The organism is Comamonas thiooxydans (assembly GCF_002157685.2).
GTDB classification, from domain to species: Bacteria; Pseudomonadota; Gammaproteobacteria; order Burkholderiales; family Burkholderiaceae_C; genus Comamonas; species Comamonas testosteroni_H.
Genome location: NZ_AP026738.1, coordinates 1,607,304 through 1,624,643, shown reverse-complemented (window position 1 = coordinate 1,624,643; position 17,340 = coordinate 1,607,304). Strand labels below are relative to the sequence as shown.

The window sequence follows — 17,340 nt, the reverse complement described above, 5'->3', positions numbered from 1 at the left end:
GCTTGACCGGCGGCACTCGCCATGCCGGTCTTTGAATATGCCTTGCTCACATGCCAAAAGATCTGAGTCAAATCAGACTCAAACACTTTATGGACATACGTCATGTACTCACTATTAAAGAGCACACCGACCGCACGGCTCTGCCATTGTCCTCCCGAATGAAAAGGGTTGCCTCAGCAACCCTTTCACACTCAGTCATTCGCTGCGATCAAACGCCAGCGCTCAGCTTTCCTGAGCATTCGGCAGGGACAGGCGCGAAGTGTCTTCGCTCTCCTCTTCGCTGCCACGATTGCGGCCCTCGTTGAGCGCCGTCACCTCTTCATCGGAGATATCGCCAGTGATGTAGATGCCGTCGAAACAGGAGGCCTCGAAACCGCTCACCTGGGCATTGATCTTGCCCACGGCCTGCTTCATGGCTTCCACGTCCTGGTAGATCAGCGCGTCGCAGCCGATGACCTGGCGAATTTCCTCGACCGTGCGGCCGTGAGCGACCAGCTCGGAGCGCGTGGGCATGTCGATGCCATACACATTGGGGTGACGCACGGGAGGCGCAGCGGAGGCCAGATACACCTTGTTGGCACCGGCATCGCGCGCCATCTGCACGATTTCCTTGGAGGTGGTGCCGCGCACGATGGAGTCATCGACCAGCAGCACATTGCGGCCCTTGAACTCGCTGCTGATGGCATTGAGTTTCTGGCGCACCGACTTCTTGCGCGCCCCCTGGCCGGGCATGATGAAGGTACGGCCCACATAGCGGTTCTTCACAAAACCTTCGCGATAGGGCTTGCCCAGCAACTGGGCCAGTTGCATGGCGCTGGGGCGGCTCGACTCGGGGATGGGAATCACCGCATCGATTTCATTGGGAGGCACCATGGAGATCACGCGCTTGGCCAGCGTCTCACCCATGTTCAGACGAGCCTGATAGACCGAGATACCGTCCATGGTGGAGTCGGGACGTGCCAGATACACATACTCGAACACGCAGGGATTGAGCTGGGTCTTTTCAGCACATTGCTGGCTCTCGATGCGGCCGTCGTTGTGCACAAAGATCGCTTCGCCGGGAGCGATGTCGCGCTCGAACTGATGGGTCGTACCTTCCAGCGCCACGGACTCGCTGGCCAGCATGATGGTGCCATCACTGCCGCGGCCCATGCACAGCGGACGAATGCCGAAGGGATCGCGGAAGGCCAGCAGGCCGTAACCGGCGATCAGCGCGATCACGGCGTAGGAGCCCTTGATGCGCTTGTGCACCGCACGCACGGCCTTGAAGATTTCCTCACTCTGCAGCGGAGCGCCGCTGGAGGCGCGACCGATCTCATGCGCCAGCACGTTGAGCAGGACTTCGGAGTCGCTTTCGGTGTTGGTGTGGCGGTGATCGGTATCCGCCAGTTCGCGGCGCAACTGCTTGGCATTGGTGAGATTGCCGTTGTGCACCATGACGATACCGAAGGGCGCATTCACGTAGAAGGGCTGAGCCTCTTCTTCGCTGGAGGCATTGCCCGCCGTGGGATAACGCACCTGACCCAGACCCACATCACCGGGCAGAGCACGCATATTGCGGGTGCGGAACACATCCTTCACCATGCCCTTGGCCTTGTGCATGAAGAACTTGCGTTCCTGCTGGGTCACGATGCCGGCTGCATCCTGCCCACGGTGCTGCAGCAGCAGCAAAGCGTCATAAATCAGCTGATTCACGGGTGTGGTGCTCACCACACCAACGATTCCACACATAGTTGCGTTCCATCTGTTCGCGAAAGTCGCCCTTCGCCACACTCGCCTGCTTCGCCACCCATTGGCTAGCCTGCGCTTTGATATCCGGCATGGCGGATCACGCCAACACCAAACTCTCGTCGGCACCCACTGCGTTTTACAGCAAGCGCCTTAGCCACTTTCAACCCAGAGGTAAATTGCGGCAAAAAACTTCGCTTCAAGAGGAAGCCCTGGGCAGATACTGCCCCCACTCCTGCGGCAGTGCCGGCAGCGCCCAGCCCAGCACCTCGCTCAGCCAGGGCGCCAGAGCCGAGTCCTGCCACCACAAGGCCTTGTGCAACGGCGTGTACTGGATCACCAGCACCAGCACCAACAGCAGCAGGCCGCCGCGCAGCACACCGAACAAGGCGCCCAAGGTGCGATCCACAGGCCTCAGCCCCACGGCTTCAATCAACTGCTTGGACAGCCAGGAGATCACTCCCCAGGCAAACATGGAGCCCACCAGCAGCAGCACAAAGCCTGCCGCATAACGCAGCTGCATGTCCCAGCCGTCCAGCGGCAGCCATACCGCCACCTCTTGCGCCCAGCTGCGTGCGACCACAAAGCCCACCACCCAGCCCAGCAGAGACAGGACTTCGTAGACCAGACCGCGCCAGGCTCCTAGCAACAAGGAGGCCAGCACAACGGCCACAAACATCCAGTCCAGCGTGCTCATCAATCAAACCGTTGCCGGAAAACCGGACTCAAGCCTTGAACACCGATGCGGGCAAGCCCAGGGACTTGGCCCTGGCCGCAGCCTTCTCGGCTTCCTCGCGGCTCTTGAAAGGCCCCATGCGAACCCGTGTGCGCTTGCCGTCCTTGGTATCCACGGTCTGGGTAAAGGCTCCGGCACCCAGCTTGCCCTTGATTTCGTTGGCCTTGCCGACCTCGGCAAAGGCGCCAATCTGAACGATAAAGCGTTCGTTAGTCGCTGCAGCCTCCTTGGCCGGAGCAGCTTCCGAGGTACTGCGCCCCTCAAGCAGTGCACGGGCACGAGCGGCCTCGTCCACCTTGGGTGCTTCAGGCTTGTGCTTGGGCTCGGGTTTGGCTTCCGGCTTCTTGATCTCGGGTTTAACCTCTGGCTTGACCTCGGCCTTGGGCTTTTCGGGCTTGGACTCCGGCTTGCGCTCGGGCTTTACCTCGGGCTTGGGCTCCGGCTTGGGCAGAGGTTTGACTTCTGGTTTGGGCTCGGGCTTGACCTGAGATGCCACCGCAGCGGCAGTGCCGACAGCAGCCGCAGTCACCGCAGCACCCACCGCAGGAGCAGTAGCCGCAGGAACGGCAGGCCTGGCCGAGGGCGCAAGCACTTCTTCGCCGTCATCCAGGGAAGCATTGGCAGCAACACGCCCCGATGGAGCGGCCGTCTGGCTCGCCACATGGGCGCCAGGCACGACCTCAGGGGCGGAATTGGCCTGATCGGGAATTTCAATCGGGATATTGACCGGAATGGGACGTGGCTGCGTATCGAACAGCAGCGGAAAGCCCACCACACCAATCAGCACCAGCACGGCCGCCCCGATGAGGCGATGACGTGCGCGGCGGCGCATGGCTTCCACGCTTTCGCCCTGTGCCAGGCGACTGGGGCGCTTGGCTCCAGCCACGGACTCGGCTTCGTCTTTTTTGCCAGGCCAACGGAAATTGAAAAATGCCATGAGTGAGGACTTGTTGAGGCCCGCCGACCGGCAGATGCCGGGGCGACGGACCGCTGGCTCAGTGAGCCAGGTGTTTGGCGTTCAGACGAGGCGTGCCGTTTTGCAACACTCCGCCCACGGTGAAGAACGATCCAAAGACCACGATTCTATCAGCCGCCTCCGAGGCCGCGACTGCGGCATCCAGGGCCTGCTGCGGATTGGCGAAGGTCTGCATGCTCACATCTTTGCGGATCACGCCCTGTGCCTGCAACTGCTGCAGCTTGGCCTTGAGGTTTTCTGCGGAATCCGCACGCGGTGTGGGCAGATCGGTGAAATACCAGCGGTCGACCAACGGCCCCACCTTGGTGAGCATGGGCTCCCAGTCCTTGTCGGCCATGGCGCCGAACACGGCATGCGTGGTCGGGAAGTAGCCCATGGCATCGAGATTCGCGGTGAGCGCCGCCACCGAATGCGGGTTGTGCGCCACATCCAGCACCAGCGTGGGTTGACCGGGAACGATCTGGAAGCGACCGGGCAGCTCCACCATGGACAAGCCCGTGCGCACGGCCTGTGCCGTCACCGGCAGCTTGCCGCGAATGGCCTCATAGGCGGCCAGCACGCCGGAGGCATTCATCAGCTGATTGGCACCACGCAGCGCCGGATAGGCCAGCCCCGCATAGCGGCGGCCACGGCCGGCCCAGCCCCATTGCTGCTTGTCGCCGTCGTAGTTGAAATCCTTGCCGAAGCGCCAGAGGTCGGCACCGATTTCGGCGGCGTGATCGATCACGCTTTGCGGCGGCACCGGGTCGCTGACGATGACGGGACGGCCGGCGCGCATGATGCCGGCTTTTTCGCGGCCTATGCTTTCGCGGTCCGGACCCAGCAGTTCCATGTGATCGAGATCGATGCTGGTGATGATGGCGCAGTCGGCATCGATGATGTTGGTCGCATCGAGGCGGCCTCCCAGGCCCACTTCCAGAATCGCCACATCCAGCCTGGACAGGCTCATCAGACGCAATATCGCCAGCGTGGTGAACTCGAAGTAAGTGAGTGCAACCTCTTTGCCATCCTTGACCCTGGCCTGCTCCACCGCTTCAAAATGCGGGATCAGCTCCTCGGCCTTGACGATCTCGCCGCCCACACGGCAGCGCTCTTCAAAGTGAACCAGATGCGGCGAGGTATAGACACCGGGGCGAAAGCCGGACTGCAGTGCCACGGCCTCCAGCATGGCGCAGGTCGAACCCTTGCCATTGGTGCCGGCCACCGTGATGACGGGGCAGTCGAATTGCAGGCCCATGCGCTGTGCGACTTCACGCACGCGATCCAGACCCAGGGCGATGTTCTGGGGATGCAGGCGCTCGCAATAAGCCAGCCAGGCATCCAAGGTGGGAAATATGGTGTGCATACTGGGCGCTATTGTCGCCCACTGTCAGAGGCCCTATGGCTGCCGGCACTTGGCAAATGCGTTACATCTGACTCCAACCGTTTCACCGATACCGAACACCATGAGCAAGATCACCACCGTCTACGGCATCCCCAATTGCGACACTGTCAAGAAAGCACGCAGCTGGATCAGTGAGCAAGGTATTACTTACCAGTTCCACGATTTCAAGAAGCAAGGCGTTCCTGCCGAGCGTCTGCCCCAGTGGATGCAGGCTGTTGGCTGGGAAAAGCTGCTCAACCGCCAGGGTACGACCTGGCGCAAGCTCGATGATGCGACCAAAGCCGCTGCCGTTGACGCAGCCAGTGCCGCTGCCGTGATGCAGGAGCACGCCAGCACCATCAAGCGCCCCGTGGTGGAATGGGCTGACGGGACCATCACCGTCGGCTTCAAGGCTGATGACTGGAATGCGACGCGAAGCGCCTGAGCAACCGCTCACATTCACACATGGCTTTACCTAGTTTTACGGGGCCGAGAGCTTGAATTTACACAGATCCCCTAAACTTTTTGGTGATCTGGTGCGTTAAAGCTTCAGAGACAGGAGAGATGTTGATGAAAACTCTGGCAGTTTTGACTTTGACCGCCGTGGCCGCCGCCGGGGCCTATGCCCAGGAGCAGGGCCGCGTGCTGTCCTCGACCCCCATCACCCAGCAAGTCGCCGTGCCGCAGCAAGTCTGCAGCGATCAGCCGGTGGCGGTCGCTCCTCGCCCCACCGGTGCAGGTGCCGTGGTCGGAGCCATTGCCGGCGGCCTGATCGGCAGTGCCATCGGTGGCGGCGGCGGCCGTGCCGCGGCCACGGCAGCCGGCGTGGTCGGCGGTGCCATGCTGGGCAATCAGGCCGAGGCCTCCGGCCCCGTGCAGTACCAGAACATGCGCCAGTGCAGCACGCAGACCTTCTATCAGAACCGTACCGTGGGCTACAACGTGACCTATGAGTACAACGGTCGCAACTACACCACACAGACAGCCAACCCGCCCGGCCGATGGATTGCGCTGAATGTGCAACCCGTGGCCAACGACCCTGTCTACAGCAACGACGGCTACTACAGCACCCAGACGCCTCCTCAGGGCGCCTACAGCACCAGTTACCCGCAGAATTACGACAGCGGCTATTACGCCCCTCAACCCGTGGCGCCCACCTATTCGGTAGGCTCGACCTATTCGGCCTCTGACTATGTTGCGCCGCTGCTGATCGGCGCAGCCATTGGTGCGGGCGCCTACTACGCCACCCGTCCTGGCCACTACTACCGTCCGGGCTGGCACGGCGGTCATGGCGGCCATGGCTGGCGCCGCTGACCCGAGCCGATCCGGCCTTGCAGGCCGCCCAGGAGCCCCTTCACGGGGCTCTTGTTTTTCCTGCCTTTGCCTGGCATTCGCGCAGGTGCAAATCCCGTGGCCTAAAATCAATGCTTTTGATCTTCGACCACGCACAGCGTACTTCTTCCATGACCACCGAAACCATCGCAGGCGTCAGCCTCACCACCAAGGCCAATGTTTACTTTGACGGCAAGTGCGTCAGCCACAGCTTCACGCTGGCCGACGGCACCAAGAAGTCGGTGGGCGTGGTGCTGCCTGCAACGCTGACCTTTGGCACCGCAGCTGCAGAAATCATGGAATGCGTGGGCGGCTCCTGCGAATACAAGCTCGACGGCAGCGACGAGTGGAAGAAGTCCTCGGCCGGCGAGAGCTTCCAGATTCCCGCGAACTCCAAGTTCGACATCCGCGTGACCGAGGCTTACCACTACATCTGCCACTACGCCTGATCCGCGCCTGGCCCGGCGTCGGGCCAGACCCGAGAATTTCAAGCCTTTTCAGCCCCAATCGCTTACCCATCAAGCGCTTGCAGCTATCACTTTGAAGAGAAATCTCATGGAAACCATTCTGCAACATGTTCCCGTCGGCCAGAAGGTCGGCATCGCCTTCTCCGGCGGCCTGGACACCTCTGCCGCTCTGCGCTGGATGAAGAACAAGGGTGCCCTGCCCTACGCCTACACGGCCAACCTGGGCCAGCCCGACGAAGCCGACTACGACGAAATTCCCCGCAAGGCGATGGAATATGGCGCAGAAAAGGCCCGTCTGATCGACTGCCGTCCCCAGCTGGCCAACGAAGGCATTGCCGCCATCCAGTCCGGCGCCTTCCACATTTCCACTGGCGGCATCACCTACTTCAACACCACACCCCTGGGCCGTGCCGTGACCGGCACCATGCTGGTGGCTGCCATGAAGGAAGACGACGTCAACATCTGGGGCGACGGCTCGACCTTCAAGGGCAACGACATCGAGCGCTTTTACCGCTACGGCCTGCTCACCAACCCGGCACTGAAGATCTACAAGCCCTGGCTGGACAGCAACTTCATCGACGAGCTGGGCGGCCGTGCCGAAATGTCGGCCTTCATGACCAAGGAAGGTTTCGGCTACAAGATGTCGGCCGAAAAGGCCTACTCCACCGATTCCAACATGCTGGGCGCCACCCACGAAGCCAAGGATCTGGAGTTCCTGAACTCCGGTATCCGCATCGTGAACCCCATCATGGGCGTGGCTTTCTGGAAGCCCGAAGTCGAAGTCAAGGCGGAAGAAGTCTCCATCACCTTCGAAGAAGGCCGCCCCGTGGCCATCAACGGCAAGGAATACACCGATGCCGTGGAAGTCTTCCTGGAACTGAACCGCATCGGTGGCCGCCACGGTCTGGGCATGAGCGACCAGATCGAAAACCGCATCATTGAAGCCAAGAGCCGCGGCATCTACGAAGCCCCCGGCATGGCCCTGCTGCACATTGCCTACGAGCGCCTGGTCACCGGCATCCACAACGAAGACACCATCGAGCAGTACCGCATCAACGGCCTGCGCCTGGGCCGTCTGCTGTACCAGGGCCGCTGGTTCGACCCCCAGGCCATCATGCTGCGCGAATCCTCGCAGCGCTGGGTGGCCCGCGCCGTGACCGGCACCGTGACGCTGGAACTGCGCCGAGGCAACGACTACTCCATCCTGAACACCGAGTCGCCCAACCTGACCTACGCTCCCGAGCGTCTGTCCATGGAAAAGGTCGAAGACGCGCCTTTCAGCCCCATCGACCGCATCGGCCAGCTGACCATGCGCAACCTGGACCTGATCGACACCCGCGCCAAGCTGGCCATCTATTCGCAAGCCGGCCTGCTGAGCGTGAGCAGCGCCAACGCTCTGCCGCAGCTGGGCAACGACAAGAAGTAATTCGGTCCGCGTCCGCGAAAAAGCCGCTGCAGTGCAGCGGCTTTTTTCATGCTGAATACACCTTAATCGCTTGCGGACAAAGCACCAAAAGCTATCAATACTGCAGCATCAGCGATTGATCTGATGCACTTGCTGCTCGAGCTGCCCCACATAGGCGGCCGTGCTGTTGTCCGACTCCTGGGCACGCTGCACCAGATGCGCCTCCAGCACGTCGAGCCGGGCCATCACCTCTTCCTTGTCCCTGGCATGCAGTGCTTCGAGCACGCTGCGCAGCTCGGTGAAGCGCGAAGCCTCGGCCTTGTCGGCCAGATCACGCTGGGCCTGCATCTCCTTGGCGTGGCGACGCGCCTCCAGCAGCACCGAGCCCTGCATCCACAGCACATAGGCGATGAAGAACACGCTCAGCAAAATCGTCAGCCCCAGCATGAGCACGCCCAGCGGTGCCTGGATTTCGGTCACGCCCAGCGAAACCGCGGCAGGAGCCGACAGCGCCGTCCAGTTGAAAGCGGCCAATACGGCAATCAGGGCCACGATGAGGGCAATGCAGATGGTGCGAAAGTTCATGCTCTTCTCCTTGTACTCCGGGATGCCTTGTTTTAACCCAAGATCGCATCGGCTTGCGTCAGCAAGCGCCAGAAATGACAAAGCCGCTGTTGCCAGCGGCCTTGTCGTCGTCATGCGTTCAGATCAACGGCATTCGCCGGCTCAATTGGTCTCCGACAACTGCTCCAGGATCGCTGGATTCTCCAAGGTACTGGTGTCCTGGGTGATCGCCTCCCCCTTGGCCAGCGAACGCAGCAGGCGGCGCATGATCTTGCCGCTGCGGGTCTTGGGCAGGTTGTCGCCAAAGCGGATGTCCTTGGGCTTGGCAATGGGGCCGATCTCCTTGGCCACCCAGTTGCGCAGCTCGGCCGCAATCTGCCTGGCTTCCTCGCCCGTGGGCTTGCCGCGCTTGAGCACCACAAAGGCGCAAATGGCTTCCCCGGTCAGGTCGTCGGGACGGCCGACCACGGCGGCCTCGGCCACCAGATCGGTCTTGGCCACCAGGGCCGACTCGATTTCCATGGTGCCCATGCGGTGGCCGGAGACATTGAGCACATCGTCGATACGGCCCGTGATGCGGAAGTAGCCGCGATCCTCGCTGCGCACGGCGCCGTCGCCAGCCAGGTAGTAGCCCTTGAGCTCGTCGGGGAAGTAGCTCTTCTTGAAGCGCTCGGGATCGCCCCAGATGGTGCGGATCATCGAAGGCCAGGGCTTTTTCACCACCAGGATGCCGCCTGCTCCGTTGGGGATCTCGTTGCCGGCCTCGTCGACGATGGCGGCCGTGATGCCGGGCAGAGGCAGGGTGCAGGAGCCGGGCACCAGAGGCGTGGCACCGGGCAGCGGCGTGATCATGTGGCCGCCGTTCTCGGTCTGCCAGAAGGTGTCCACGATGGGGCAGCGCTCGCCGCCCACATGCTTGTGATACCACATCCAGGCTTCGGGGTTGATGGGCTCGCCCACCGAGCCCAGCAGGCGCAGGCTGGACAGATTCCAGTTCCTGGGGTGGACGCTGGGGTCGGAGTCGGCCGCCTTGATCAGCGAGCGGATGGCCGTGGGCGCCGTGTAGAAGATGCTGCACTGGTGACGCTCGATCATCTGCCAGAAGCGGCCGGCATTGGGGAAGGTCGGCACGCCTTCGAAGACGATCTGCGTGGCACCGGCAGCCAGCGGGCCATAGGCCACATAGCTGTGGCCGGTGATCCAGCCGATGTCTGCCGTGCACCAGAAGACATCGCTGTCCCTGACATCGAAGGTCCATTCGAAGGTCTGCTTGGCCCACAGCACATAGCCGCCGGTGGCGTGCTGCACGCCCTTGGGCTTGCCGGTGGAGCCGCTGGTGTAGAGGATGAAGAGCGGGTGCTCGGCATTCACGGGCACGGCCTCGCACTCGGTGGACTGGCCGGCCAGTGCATCCGTGAAGCTGATGTCGCGGCCCGCGACCATATTGCAGGCGGTGGCCGTGCGCTCGTAGACCAGCACGCTCTTGACGGCTTCGCAGCCGCCCAGCGCAATCGCATCATCGACGATGGCCTTGAGCGGCAGCTCCTTGCCGCCACGCATCTGGTAGTTGGAGGTGACGACCAGACTGGCGCCCACGTCCACAATGCGCTCCTGCACGGCCTTGGCCGAGAAGCCGCCGAACACCACGGAATGCGTGGCGCCGATACGTGCGCAGGCCTGCATGGCCACCACGCCCTCGATGGTCATGGGCATGTAGATCAGCACGCGATCGCCCTTTTGCACGCCGCGCGCCTTCAGTGCGTTGGCGAACTGGCTCACGCGGGCAAGCAACTCTTTGTAAGTGACCTTGGTGACCTCGCCGCCGTCGGCTTCAAAGATGATGGCCGTCTTGTTCTCCACGGGCGTGCCCATGTGCTTGTCCAGGCAGTTGGCGCTGGCGTTGAGCTCACCGTCGGCAAACCATTTGTAGAACGGCGGGTTGCTCTGGTCCAGCACCTGGGTGAAGGGCTTGGTCCACTTCACGTTCTCGCGGGCCAGCCGTGCCCAATAGCCTTCATAGTCGCGTTCGGCTTCGTCGCACAAGGCCTGGTACTGCGCCATGCCCGAGATGCGGGCCTTGGCGGCGAAATCCGCAGGGGGCGGGAACACACGGTTTTCCACCAGCACGGATTCGATGGTTGATGTCGCAGCGCTCATCGTTTTGTCTCCTGATGCATAAGCAATGAAATAATTGTGGGTGTACTGTCAAGGCTCGGTCTTACACCCCACTGACTGAAATTGAGAAGCGGCTTTTGCGCGCCGTCAAGCCCGTCATTCGCTCCCATTTTTGCAGCAGAAAGCAACTGCTTGGTGTTGATTTGCTTGCACTTTTCTCAAAACACCCCGGAACAAACCCTTAGAATCGCGCACCTGCTGCTCCAGAGGCCGGGGCCCACGTTGCGGCCAGCTCTCGAAGGCGCAGGCAGTCCGGGACGCGGCCCCAGCAAAACCAGTCTTACAAGGTGGCGGCATCCCGTTGCCCACCCATCGCATCCAGCCAGCCCCGCATACACATCATGAGCCGCATCCCTTCCGACGAAGCAGGCAACCCCAACCACCACACGCCGCATGGCGGCTACCAGCCTTCCGGCGTATTGCGTCCCCTGCCCTCGCTGATCTTTGCCAGCCGCTGGCTGCAGCTGCCGCTGTACCTGGGTCTGATTGCCGCCCAAGGTGTCTATGTCTGGCACTTTCTGCTGGAGCTCTGGCATCTGGTGGAGGCTGTCTTCGGCAATCAGGAAGCCCTGCATGCCCTGATCACCAATATTGGCTACAAAAGCGATGTCCAGATCACCCATCTGAACGAGACCATCATCATGCTGGTGGTACTGGCCTTGATCGATGTGGTCATGATCTCCAACCTGCTGATCATGGTCATCGTGGGTGGCTACGAAACCTTTGTCAGCCGCATGGGCCTGGAATCCCACCCCGACCAGCCCGAGTGGCTGAGCCATGTGAATGCCTCGGTACTCAAGGTCAAGCTGGCGCTGTCCATCATCGGCATCAGCTCCATCCACCTGCTCAAAAGCTTTATCAACGCCGGCAGCTATGAAGTGCAGGTACTGATGTGGCAGACCATCATCCACGTGGTCTTCCTGCTCAGCGCCCTGGCCATTGCGCTGACCGACAAGCTCACCCAAAGCGCTCATCATTGAGACAGCACGCCTTCCCCAAAAAGCCCCGCATGGTTGACCATGAAGGGGCTTTTTTCATGCCCGTGGCAGCGGTAAAACGCGTCAAAAGCTGACAACCGGCAAAAATAATCCGTCAATCCTGCGTAAGTCCTTATCTATCAATGACTTGCGCCAGCCACTTTTACGTATGCGAATGTTTCAGCAGCGCCATTTCCGGCGGATGCGGGCGGCAAAGCTTACAGCTTGATTTGACGCATAAAACTCGATTCGATATATTAAAAAGTCATTTACAACCTGCCGTGCAGGTCGTCAACGCATTGTTGAGATGCGGTTGACTCACTTCCCGGCGGATCGTTGTGTCAATTCAAGAGCGCTTGCCGCTCTTTGGCGCAGCCCCGTCAACCGGGCCGAAACACGGCCCTGATGCAGGGGGCTCTCCCCGGCCGATGTGCCGGGGTTGGCCTGACAAGAAGCCGTGCAGATGCGTGCCAGTCGGTACCTGCTCTGCCTGCCAGCTGCTTCTTCCAATTTGCCAGCTCTTGCGCACACCTGACTGTGCCATCCGGGCTGAAAACTCGGCGCTATCGCTGCGCCATCTGCATTGCGCAGCCCTGTCCACAAGGCCGGGCTGAGCTGCGGCATCAGGGCTTTTATTTTGGCTTGTGCGCCAGCGCCCACCGGCATTGCCGGCTGTGGGCGCTGGACTGTGTTCCATCTCATCAAAAAGGAGAACGCCACAGTGGCCAAGCAAATCGCTATCGATCATGTCTTCAAGGTCTTCGGCAACGATCCGAAAACCGCGCTCAACCTGGTGAAACTGGGCCGGAGCAAGCAGGAGATCCTCGCCCAGACCGGGCAATCCATCGGCGTGTTCGACGCCGACTTCACCATCGAAGCCGGTGAAATCTTTGTAGTCATGGGCCTGTCGGGCTCGGGCAAGTCCACCCTGGTGCGCATGCTCAATCGCCTGATCGAGCCCACCAGCGGCCGCATCCTGGTCGACGGCCAGGACATCAATACGCTCAATGACAAGGAACTGCGCGCGCTGCGCCGCAAGGACATCTCCATGGTGTTCCAGTCCTTTGCCCTCATGCCCCACCTTACGGTGCTGGACAACACGGCCTTTGGTCTGGAGCTGGCCGGCGTGGACCGCGCCACGCGCCAGCAGCAGGCACAGGATGCCCTGGAGCAGGTGGGCCTGGGCGCCTGGGGCGCCAGCTATCCAGACGAGCTCTCCGGCGGCATGCAGCAGCGCGTGGGCCTAGCCCGCGCGCTGGCCTCCGACCCGTCCATTTTGCTGATGGACGAAGCCTTCTCGGCACTGGACCCCATCATCCGCACCGAGATGCAGTCCGAACTGTTGCGTCTGCAGGAAATCAAGCGCCGCACCATCGTCTTCATCTCTCACGATCTGGACGAAGCCATGCGCATTGGCGACCGCATCGCCATCATGAAGGACGGCATGGTGCAGCAGGTCGGCACGCCCGACGAGATTCTGCGCAACCCGGCCAACGCTTATGTGCGCACCTTCATTCAGGGCGTGGATGCGGCAGCCGTGTTCAAGGCCGCCGACATCGCCCGTCAGGCGCTGACCGTGATTTCCGAACACAGCGACCGTGGCTGCCGCGCCGCGCTTCGCCTGCTGGAGGACTCCGACCGCGATTACGCCTATGTACTCAATGCCCGCAAACGCTTTCTGGGCGTGGTCTCGTCGCAGTCGCTGCGCGATGCGCTGCACGGCCACGAGGGAATGCTGGGCCTCAAGCACGCCTTCATCTCCGATGTGCAACCCATCGCCAGCAGCACGCCGGTGGCCGAACTGTTCGGCACCGTAGCCACTCCTGCCTACCCGCTTCCCGTGGTGGATGAAGAGGGCAAGTACCTGGGCGTTATCAGTCGCACCACCATGCTCAAGTTCCTGGATCGCGCCACCCCGCCGGTGCCGCCACCCCAGAAAGAAATTCCGCCCATCAAGCTGGACCAGCACTTCCAGCCCAAGCCCAACACGCAAGCTGCCCAGCATGCAGCGCAATAAAAGAAGGGAGCCGATTTGAACGACAACGCACTGAATACCCCCAACACAGAAACCAACAGCGCGGCCTTTGAAGATCCGTGGGCAGCGGCCTCTGCGCCCGCCACCGAGCCCACCAGCGCCGATACCGCAGCTTCGGCCGCAGATGCCGATCCCTGGGCTGCTTCCTATGCCGATGCGAATGCAGGCTCGGGCAGCGATGCCTGGAGCAGCGGCGATGCCGCCAGCCAGGCCAGCAGCACCGACTGGCTCAGCGCTCCCTCGCCCACCGATGTGCCCGAGCATGACGGCGGCATAGGCCAGCTCTGGCACCAGATCACCACCGAAGGCCTGCCCGTGCAGGACTCGATCAACAACGGTCTCACCTGGGTCGTCGATCATTTCCGCCCCTTCTTCCAGGCCGTTCGCACCCCCATCGACGCCACGCTCAACGGCGTGACCGATGTGTTGCAGACCATTCCCATGCCCGCACTGGTGCTGCTGATTGCTCTGCTGGCCTGGCAGTTTGCAGGCCGCAAGCTGGCCATTGGCTCGGCAGTTTCGCTGCTGATTGTGGCCCTGCTGGGCATCTGGTCCGAAGCCATGGTCACGCTGGCCCTGGTGCTGACCTCGCTGTTCTTCTGCATCGTGATCGGCCTGCCCGTGGGCATCCTGCTGGCCAGCAGCGACCGTGCCCAGCGCTGGACGCGCCCCTTCCTGGACGCCATGCAGACCACGCCGGCCTTCGTCTATCTGGTGCCGGTGGTCATGCTGTTCGGCATCGGCAATGTGCCCGGCGTGATCGTGACGATTGTGTTTGCCCTGCCGCCGCTGATCCGTCTGACGAACCTGGGTATTCGCCAGGTACGCCCCGACCTGATCGAGGCCAGCCGCGCCTACGGTGCATCGCCCGCCCAGCTGCTGTGGAAGGTGCAGCTGCCACTGGCCATGCCCTCCATCATGGCCGGTATCAACCAGGCGCTGATGCTGTCCCTGTCCATGGTGGTGATTGCTTCCATGATCGCCGTCGGCGGTCTGGGCCAGATGGTGCTGCGCGGCATCGGCCGTCTGGACATGGGTCTGGCCACCGTTGGAGGCCTGGGCATCGTGCTGCTGGCCATCGTGCTGGACCGCATCACCCAGGCCATGGGAGAGCCCAAGCGCGGCAGTGCCCGCTGGTGGGCCACCGGCCCAGCTGGTCTGGCCGTGCGTCTGCTGGGCAAAAAGCACTCGGCACCGGCTCCCAAGCCCGGCACCGAAGCCGCCAAGCCAGCAACGATCTGAATCAAGAACAAGGAGAACGCATGAATACAGCCAACAACACTGCCAGCATCCGCCACGGCCTGGGCCGCTGGCTGCTTGCCAGCACGGCCGCTGCCTCCATGGCCCTGTCCATGGTCAGCACCGGCGCCTTCGCTGCCGACGAGCTTCCAGGCAAGGGCATCAAGGTCCAGCCGCTCAAGAGCTCGATCGCCGAAGAAACCTTCCAGACCCAGCTTGTCATGAAGGCCCTGGAAAAGCTGGGCTACGAGGTCCAGCCCATGAAGGAAGTGGAATACCCCACGGCCCATATTGCACTGGCCAACGGCGACGCCACTTTCATGGCCAATCACTGGAACCCGCTGCACGCCGACTACTACAAGAACGCGGGCGGCGACGCCAAGCTCTACCGCAAGGGAGTGTTCTCGGCCAATGCCGCTCAGGGCTATCTGATCGACAAGAAGACGGCCGATGCGCACAAGATCACGAATCTGGGCCAGCTCAAGGACCCCGAAATTGCCAAGCTGTTCGACACCGACGGCGACGGCAAGGCCGACCTGACAGGCTGCACCCCCGGCTGGGGCTGCGAGGCCATGATCGAGCACCAGCTGGGCGCCTACAAGCTGCGCGACACGGTCACTCACAAGCAGGGCACCTATTCGGCGCTGATGGCCGACACCATCACGCGCTACAAGGCCGGCAAGCCCATCCTCTACTACACCTGGACGCCCTACTGGGTGAGCAATGTGCTCAAGCCCGGCAAGGATGTGGTGTGGCTGGAGGTCCCGTTCTCCGCGCTGCCCGGCGAGCAGTCCGGCACGGACACCAAGCTGGCCAACGGCAAGAACTACGGTTTCATTGCCAACAACCAGCAAATCGTGGCCAACAAGGCCTGGGCCGAGCAGAACCCTGCGGCAGCCAAGCTGTTTGAAATCATCAAGCTGCCCGTGGGCGACATCAACGCCCAGAACTACATGATGAGCCAGGGCCAGAACAAGGCCTCCGACATCGAGCGTCACACCGACGGCTGGATCAAGGCCCATCAGAAGACTTTCGACGGCTGGATCAGCCAGGCACTGGCGGCTGCCAAGAAGTCCTGATCACACCCTCGAATCACGGCGACCGCTACGGCGGCCGCCGTTTTTTTATCGCCGGGCCGCCCCAAGACAAAAACGCCCCTCCTGGAGGGGCGGCGAACCACACGCAGTGGGGAGCGCGGGGTGTCATTTTCAATCGGGCCGCAAGCCCACCCAACCCAAGGAGAGACAAGAACAATGAGCAAGTCTGTGCAGACCCCGACCTCAAACCGACACACCAAGCGCCAGCTGCTGCTGGGCACGGCCGGCGCTGCGGCGCTGGGTCTGGGCCAGCCGTCTAGCTGGGCAGCCGGACAGAAGGTGCCTGGCGATGCGCTTCCGGGCAAAGGCATCACCGTGCTGCCCGTCAAGAGCGCTCTGGCCGAGGAGAACTTCCAGACGCTGCTGGTGATGAAGGCGCTGCAGCAACTGGGCTATACGGTCAAGCCCTGGGAAGAGCTGGACTACCCGCTGATCCATGTGGCCGTAGCCAATGGCGATGCCAGCTTCATGGCCAACCACTGGAACCCTCACCATGCCGAGTTCTATCAGCAGGCCGGCGGCGACGCCAAGCTCTCGCGCAAGGGCGTGTATGCAGCCGGCGCCGCACAGGGCTACATGATCGACAAGAAGACGGCCGACGAACACAAGATCACCCATCTCGACCAGCTCAAGGAGCCTGGACTGGCGGCCCTGTTCGATATCGACGGCGATGGCAAGGCCAATTTGATCGGCCCCAACGCCGGCTGGGGCGGCGAGGCCGTGGTGGCCCACCAGATCAAGGCTTTCGGTCTGGAAAACACTGTCAGCTACACCCAGGGCAACTATCCGGCCCTGATTGCCGACACGCTGGCGCGCTTCAAGGCCGGCAAGCCTGTGCTGTATTACGCGTGGACGCCCTACTGGCTCAGCAATGTGCTGCGCCCGGGCCAGGAAGTGGTGTGGCTGCAAGTACCGCGCTCCTCCATGCCCGGGGTGCAGGCCGGCACCGACACCAAGCTGCCCAATGGCCGCAACTACGGCTTTCCGCTCAACAACGAGTACATCGTGGCCAACAAGCTCTGGGTCGAGCAGAACCCGGCTGCCGGCAAGCTGTTCGAGATCATGCAGATTCCCATCAACGACATCAGCCGCCAGAACCAGCTGCTGCGCGAAGGGGAAAGCAAGCCCGCCGATATCCACCGCCATGTGGACGCATGGATCAAGGCTCACCAGAAGACTTTTGACGCCTGGATTGCCCAGGCCAAGGCCGCAGCCCTGAAATCCTGATTCGCCAACGGCGCACCGG

General features: G+C 62.1%; 16 protein-coding genes. 9 read left to right on the top strand and 7 right to left on the bottom strand.

Going from position 1 to position 17,340, the window contains the following annotated elements; all coding sequences use genetic code 11:
- Positions 1–222: 222 nt before the first annotated feature.
- The 5 genes from purF to folC form a co-directional block, all read right to left on the bottom strand.
- Positions 223–1,731 (bottom strand): amidophosphoribosyltransferase, encoded by a 1,509-nt coding sequence (gene purF, locus CTR2_RS07370; protein ID WP_087085927.1) that lies wholly within the window; start codon positions 1,729–1,731, stop codon positions 223–225.
- Positions 1,676–1,822 (bottom strand): hypothetical protein, encoded by a 147-nt coding sequence (locus CTR2_RS07365; RefSeq protein WP_003057184.1) that lies wholly within the window; start codon positions 1,820–1,822, stop codon positions 1,676–1,678. Before CTR2_RS07365 ends, purF begins: the two co-directional genes overlap by 56 nt.
- A gap of 105 nt (positions 1,823–1,927) precedes the next feature.
- Complete coding sequence (locus tag CTR2_RS07360; RefSeq protein WP_087085928.1) at positions 1,928–2,425, bottom strand: CvpA family protein; 498 nt, start codon at positions 2,423–2,425, stop codon at positions 1,928–1,930.
- A gap of 28 nt (positions 2,426–2,453) precedes the next feature.
- On the bottom strand, positions 2,454–3,401 hold the full coding sequence (locus CTR2_RS07355; RefSeq protein ID WP_087085929.1) for an SPOR domain-containing protein: 948 nt from the start codon (positions 3,399–3,401) through the stop codon (positions 2,454–2,456).
- Positions 3,402–3,459: 58 nt separating this feature from the next.
- Positions 3,460–4,785, bottom strand: a complete 1,326-nt coding sequence (folC, locus tag CTR2_RS07350) for a bifunctional tetrahydrofolate synthase/dihydrofolate synthase (protein WP_087085930.1) — start codon at positions 4,783–4,785, stop codon at positions 3,460–3,462.
- A gap of 100 nt (positions 4,786–4,885) precedes the next feature.
- On the opposite strand from folC, the gene CTR2_RS07345 reads away from it, so the two are divergent.
- The 4 genes from CTR2_RS07345 (at position 4,886) to argG (ending at position 8,028) form a co-directional block, all read left to right on the top strand.
- Positions 4,886–5,248, top strand: coding sequence for an ArsC family reductase (locus CTR2_RS07345; RefSeq protein ID WP_087085931.1), 363 nt, complete (start codon positions 4,886–4,888; stop codon positions 5,246–5,248).
- Between the two features lie 125 nt (positions 5,249–5,373).
- Positions 5,374–6,117 (top strand): glycine zipper 2TM domain-containing protein, encoded by a 744-nt coding sequence (locus tag CTR2_RS07340; protein WP_087086090.1) that lies wholly within the window; start codon positions 5,374–5,376, stop codon positions 6,115–6,117.
- Between the two features lie 149 nt (positions 6,118–6,266).
- Complete coding sequence (gene ppnP, locus CTR2_RS07335) at positions 6,267–6,584, top strand: pyrimidine/purine nucleoside phosphorylase (RefSeq protein WP_003057202.1); 318 nt, start codon at positions 6,267–6,269, stop codon at positions 6,582–6,584.
- Positions 6,585–6,690: 106 nt separating this feature from the next.
- Positions 6,691–8,028: an argininosuccinate synthase gene (argG, locus tag CTR2_RS07330; protein ID WP_003057205.1), complete on the top strand. Its 1,338-nt coding sequence runs from the start codon at positions 6,691–6,693 to the stop codon at positions 8,026–8,028.
- A 108-nt stretch (positions 8,029–8,136) separates the two neighbouring features.
- On the opposite strand, the gene CTR2_RS07325 is transcribed toward argG, so the two are convergent.
- Entirely contained in the window at positions 8,137–8,592 is a 456-nt protein-coding gene (locus CTR2_RS07325) for a Signal transduction histidine kinase (protein WP_087085932.1), read from the bottom strand.
- A 141-nt stretch (positions 8,593–8,733) separates the two neighbouring features.
- Positions 8,734–10,728 (bottom strand): acetate--CoA ligase, encoded by a 1,995-nt coding sequence (gene acs / locus CTR2_RS07320; protein WP_087085933.1) that lies wholly within the window; start codon positions 10,726–10,728, stop codon positions 8,734–8,736.
- A gap of 359 nt (positions 10,729–11,087) precedes the next feature.
- On the opposite strand from acs, the gene CTR2_RS07315 reads away from it, so the two are divergent.
- The 5 genes from CTR2_RS07315 (at position 11,088) to proX (CTR2_RS07295) (ending at position 17,321) form a co-directional block, all read left to right on the top strand.
- A complete protein-coding gene (locus tag CTR2_RS07315; protein WP_172415253.1) occupies positions 11,088–11,726 on the top strand; it encodes a YqhA family protein in 639 nt (212 codons plus the stop codon).
- Positions 11,727–12,444: 718 nt separating this feature from the next.
- Positions 12,445–13,740 carry a glycine betaine/L-proline ABC transporter ATP-binding protein ProV gene (proV, locus tag CTR2_RS07310; protein ID WP_140401103.1) on the top strand — a complete coding sequence of 432 codons (1,296 nt, stop codon included), beginning with the start codon at positions 12,445–12,447 and terminating at the stop codon, positions 13,738–13,740.
- Positions 13,741–13,755: 15 nt separating this feature from the next.
- On the top strand, positions 13,756–15,000 hold the full coding sequence (gene proW, locus CTR2_RS07305) for a glycine betaine/L-proline ABC transporter permease ProW (protein WP_087085934.1): 1,245 nt from the start codon (positions 13,756–13,758) through the stop codon (positions 14,998–15,000).
- Positions 15,001–15,020: 20 nt separating this feature from the next.
- A complete protein-coding gene (proX, locus tag CTR2_RS07300; protein WP_087085935.1) occupies positions 15,021–16,076 on the top strand; it encodes a glycine betaine/L-proline ABC transporter substrate-binding protein ProX in 1,056 nt (351 codons plus the stop codon).
- A gap of 174 nt (positions 16,077–16,250) precedes the next feature.
- The gene (gene proX / locus CTR2_RS07295; RefSeq protein ID WP_087085936.1) at positions 16,251–17,321 is read left to right on the top strand and encodes a glycine betaine/L-proline ABC transporter substrate-binding protein ProX; all 1,071 of its coding nucleotides are present in this window, start codon (positions 16,251–16,253) and stop codon (positions 17,319–17,321) included.
- Positions 17,322–17,340 lie beyond the last annotated feature (19 nt).

What these genes read in the sequence shown, in the direction of transcription:
- purF (WP_087085927.1), bottom strand. Translation starts at nt 1,731, where the DNA reads ATGTGTGGAATCGTTGGTGTGGTGAGCACCACACCCGTGAATCAGCTG.
- CTR2_RS07365 (WP_003057184.1), bottom strand. Translation starts at nt 1,822, where the DNA reads ATGCCGGATATCAAAGCGCAGGCTAGCCAATGGGTGGCGAAGCAGGCG.
- CTR2_RS07360 (WP_087085928.1), bottom strand. Translation starts at nt 2,425, where the DNA reads ATGAGCACGCTGGACTGGATGTTTGTGGCCGTTGTGCTGGCCTCCTTG.
- CTR2_RS07355 (WP_087085929.1), bottom strand. Translation starts at nt 3,401, where the DNA reads ATGGCATTTTTCAATTTCCGTTGGCCTGGCAAAAAAGACGAAGCCGAG.
- folC (WP_087085930.1), bottom strand. Translation starts at nt 4,785, where the DNA reads ATGCACACCATATTTCCCACCTTGGATGCCTGGCTGGCTTATTGCGAG.
- CTR2_RS07345 (WP_087085931.1), top strand. Translation starts at nt 4,886, where the DNA reads ATGAGCAAGATCACCACCGTCTACGGCATCCCCAATTGCGACACTGTC.
- CTR2_RS07340 (WP_087086090.1), top strand. Translation starts at nt 5,374, where the DNA reads ATGAAAACTCTGGCAGTTTTGACTTTGACCGCCGTGGCCGCCGCCGGG.
- ppnP (WP_003057202.1), top strand. Translation starts at nt 6,267, where the DNA reads ATGACCACCGAAACCATCGCAGGCGTCAGCCTCACCACCAAGGCCAAT.
- argG (WP_003057205.1), top strand. Translation starts at nt 6,691, where the DNA reads ATGGAAACCATTCTGCAACATGTTCCCGTCGGCCAGAAGGTCGGCATC.
- CTR2_RS07325 (WP_087085932.1), bottom strand. Translation starts at nt 8,592, where the DNA reads ATGAACTTTCGCACCATCTGCATTGCCCTCATCGTGGCCCTGATTGCC.
- acs (WP_087085933.1), bottom strand. Translation starts at nt 10,728, where the DNA reads ATGAGCGCTGCGACATCAACCATCGAATCCGTGCTGGTGGAAAACCGT.
- CTR2_RS07315 (WP_172415253.1), top strand. Translation starts at nt 11,088, where the DNA reads ATGAGCCGCATCCCTTCCGACGAAGCAGGCAACCCCAACCACCACACG.
- proX (WP_087085935.1), top strand. Translation starts at nt 15,021, where the DNA reads ATGAATACAGCCAACAACACTGCCAGCATCCGCCACGGCCTGGGCCGC.
- proX (WP_087085936.1), top strand. Translation starts at nt 16,251, where the DNA reads ATGAGCAAGTCTGTGCAGACCCCGACCTCAAACCGACACACCAAGCGC.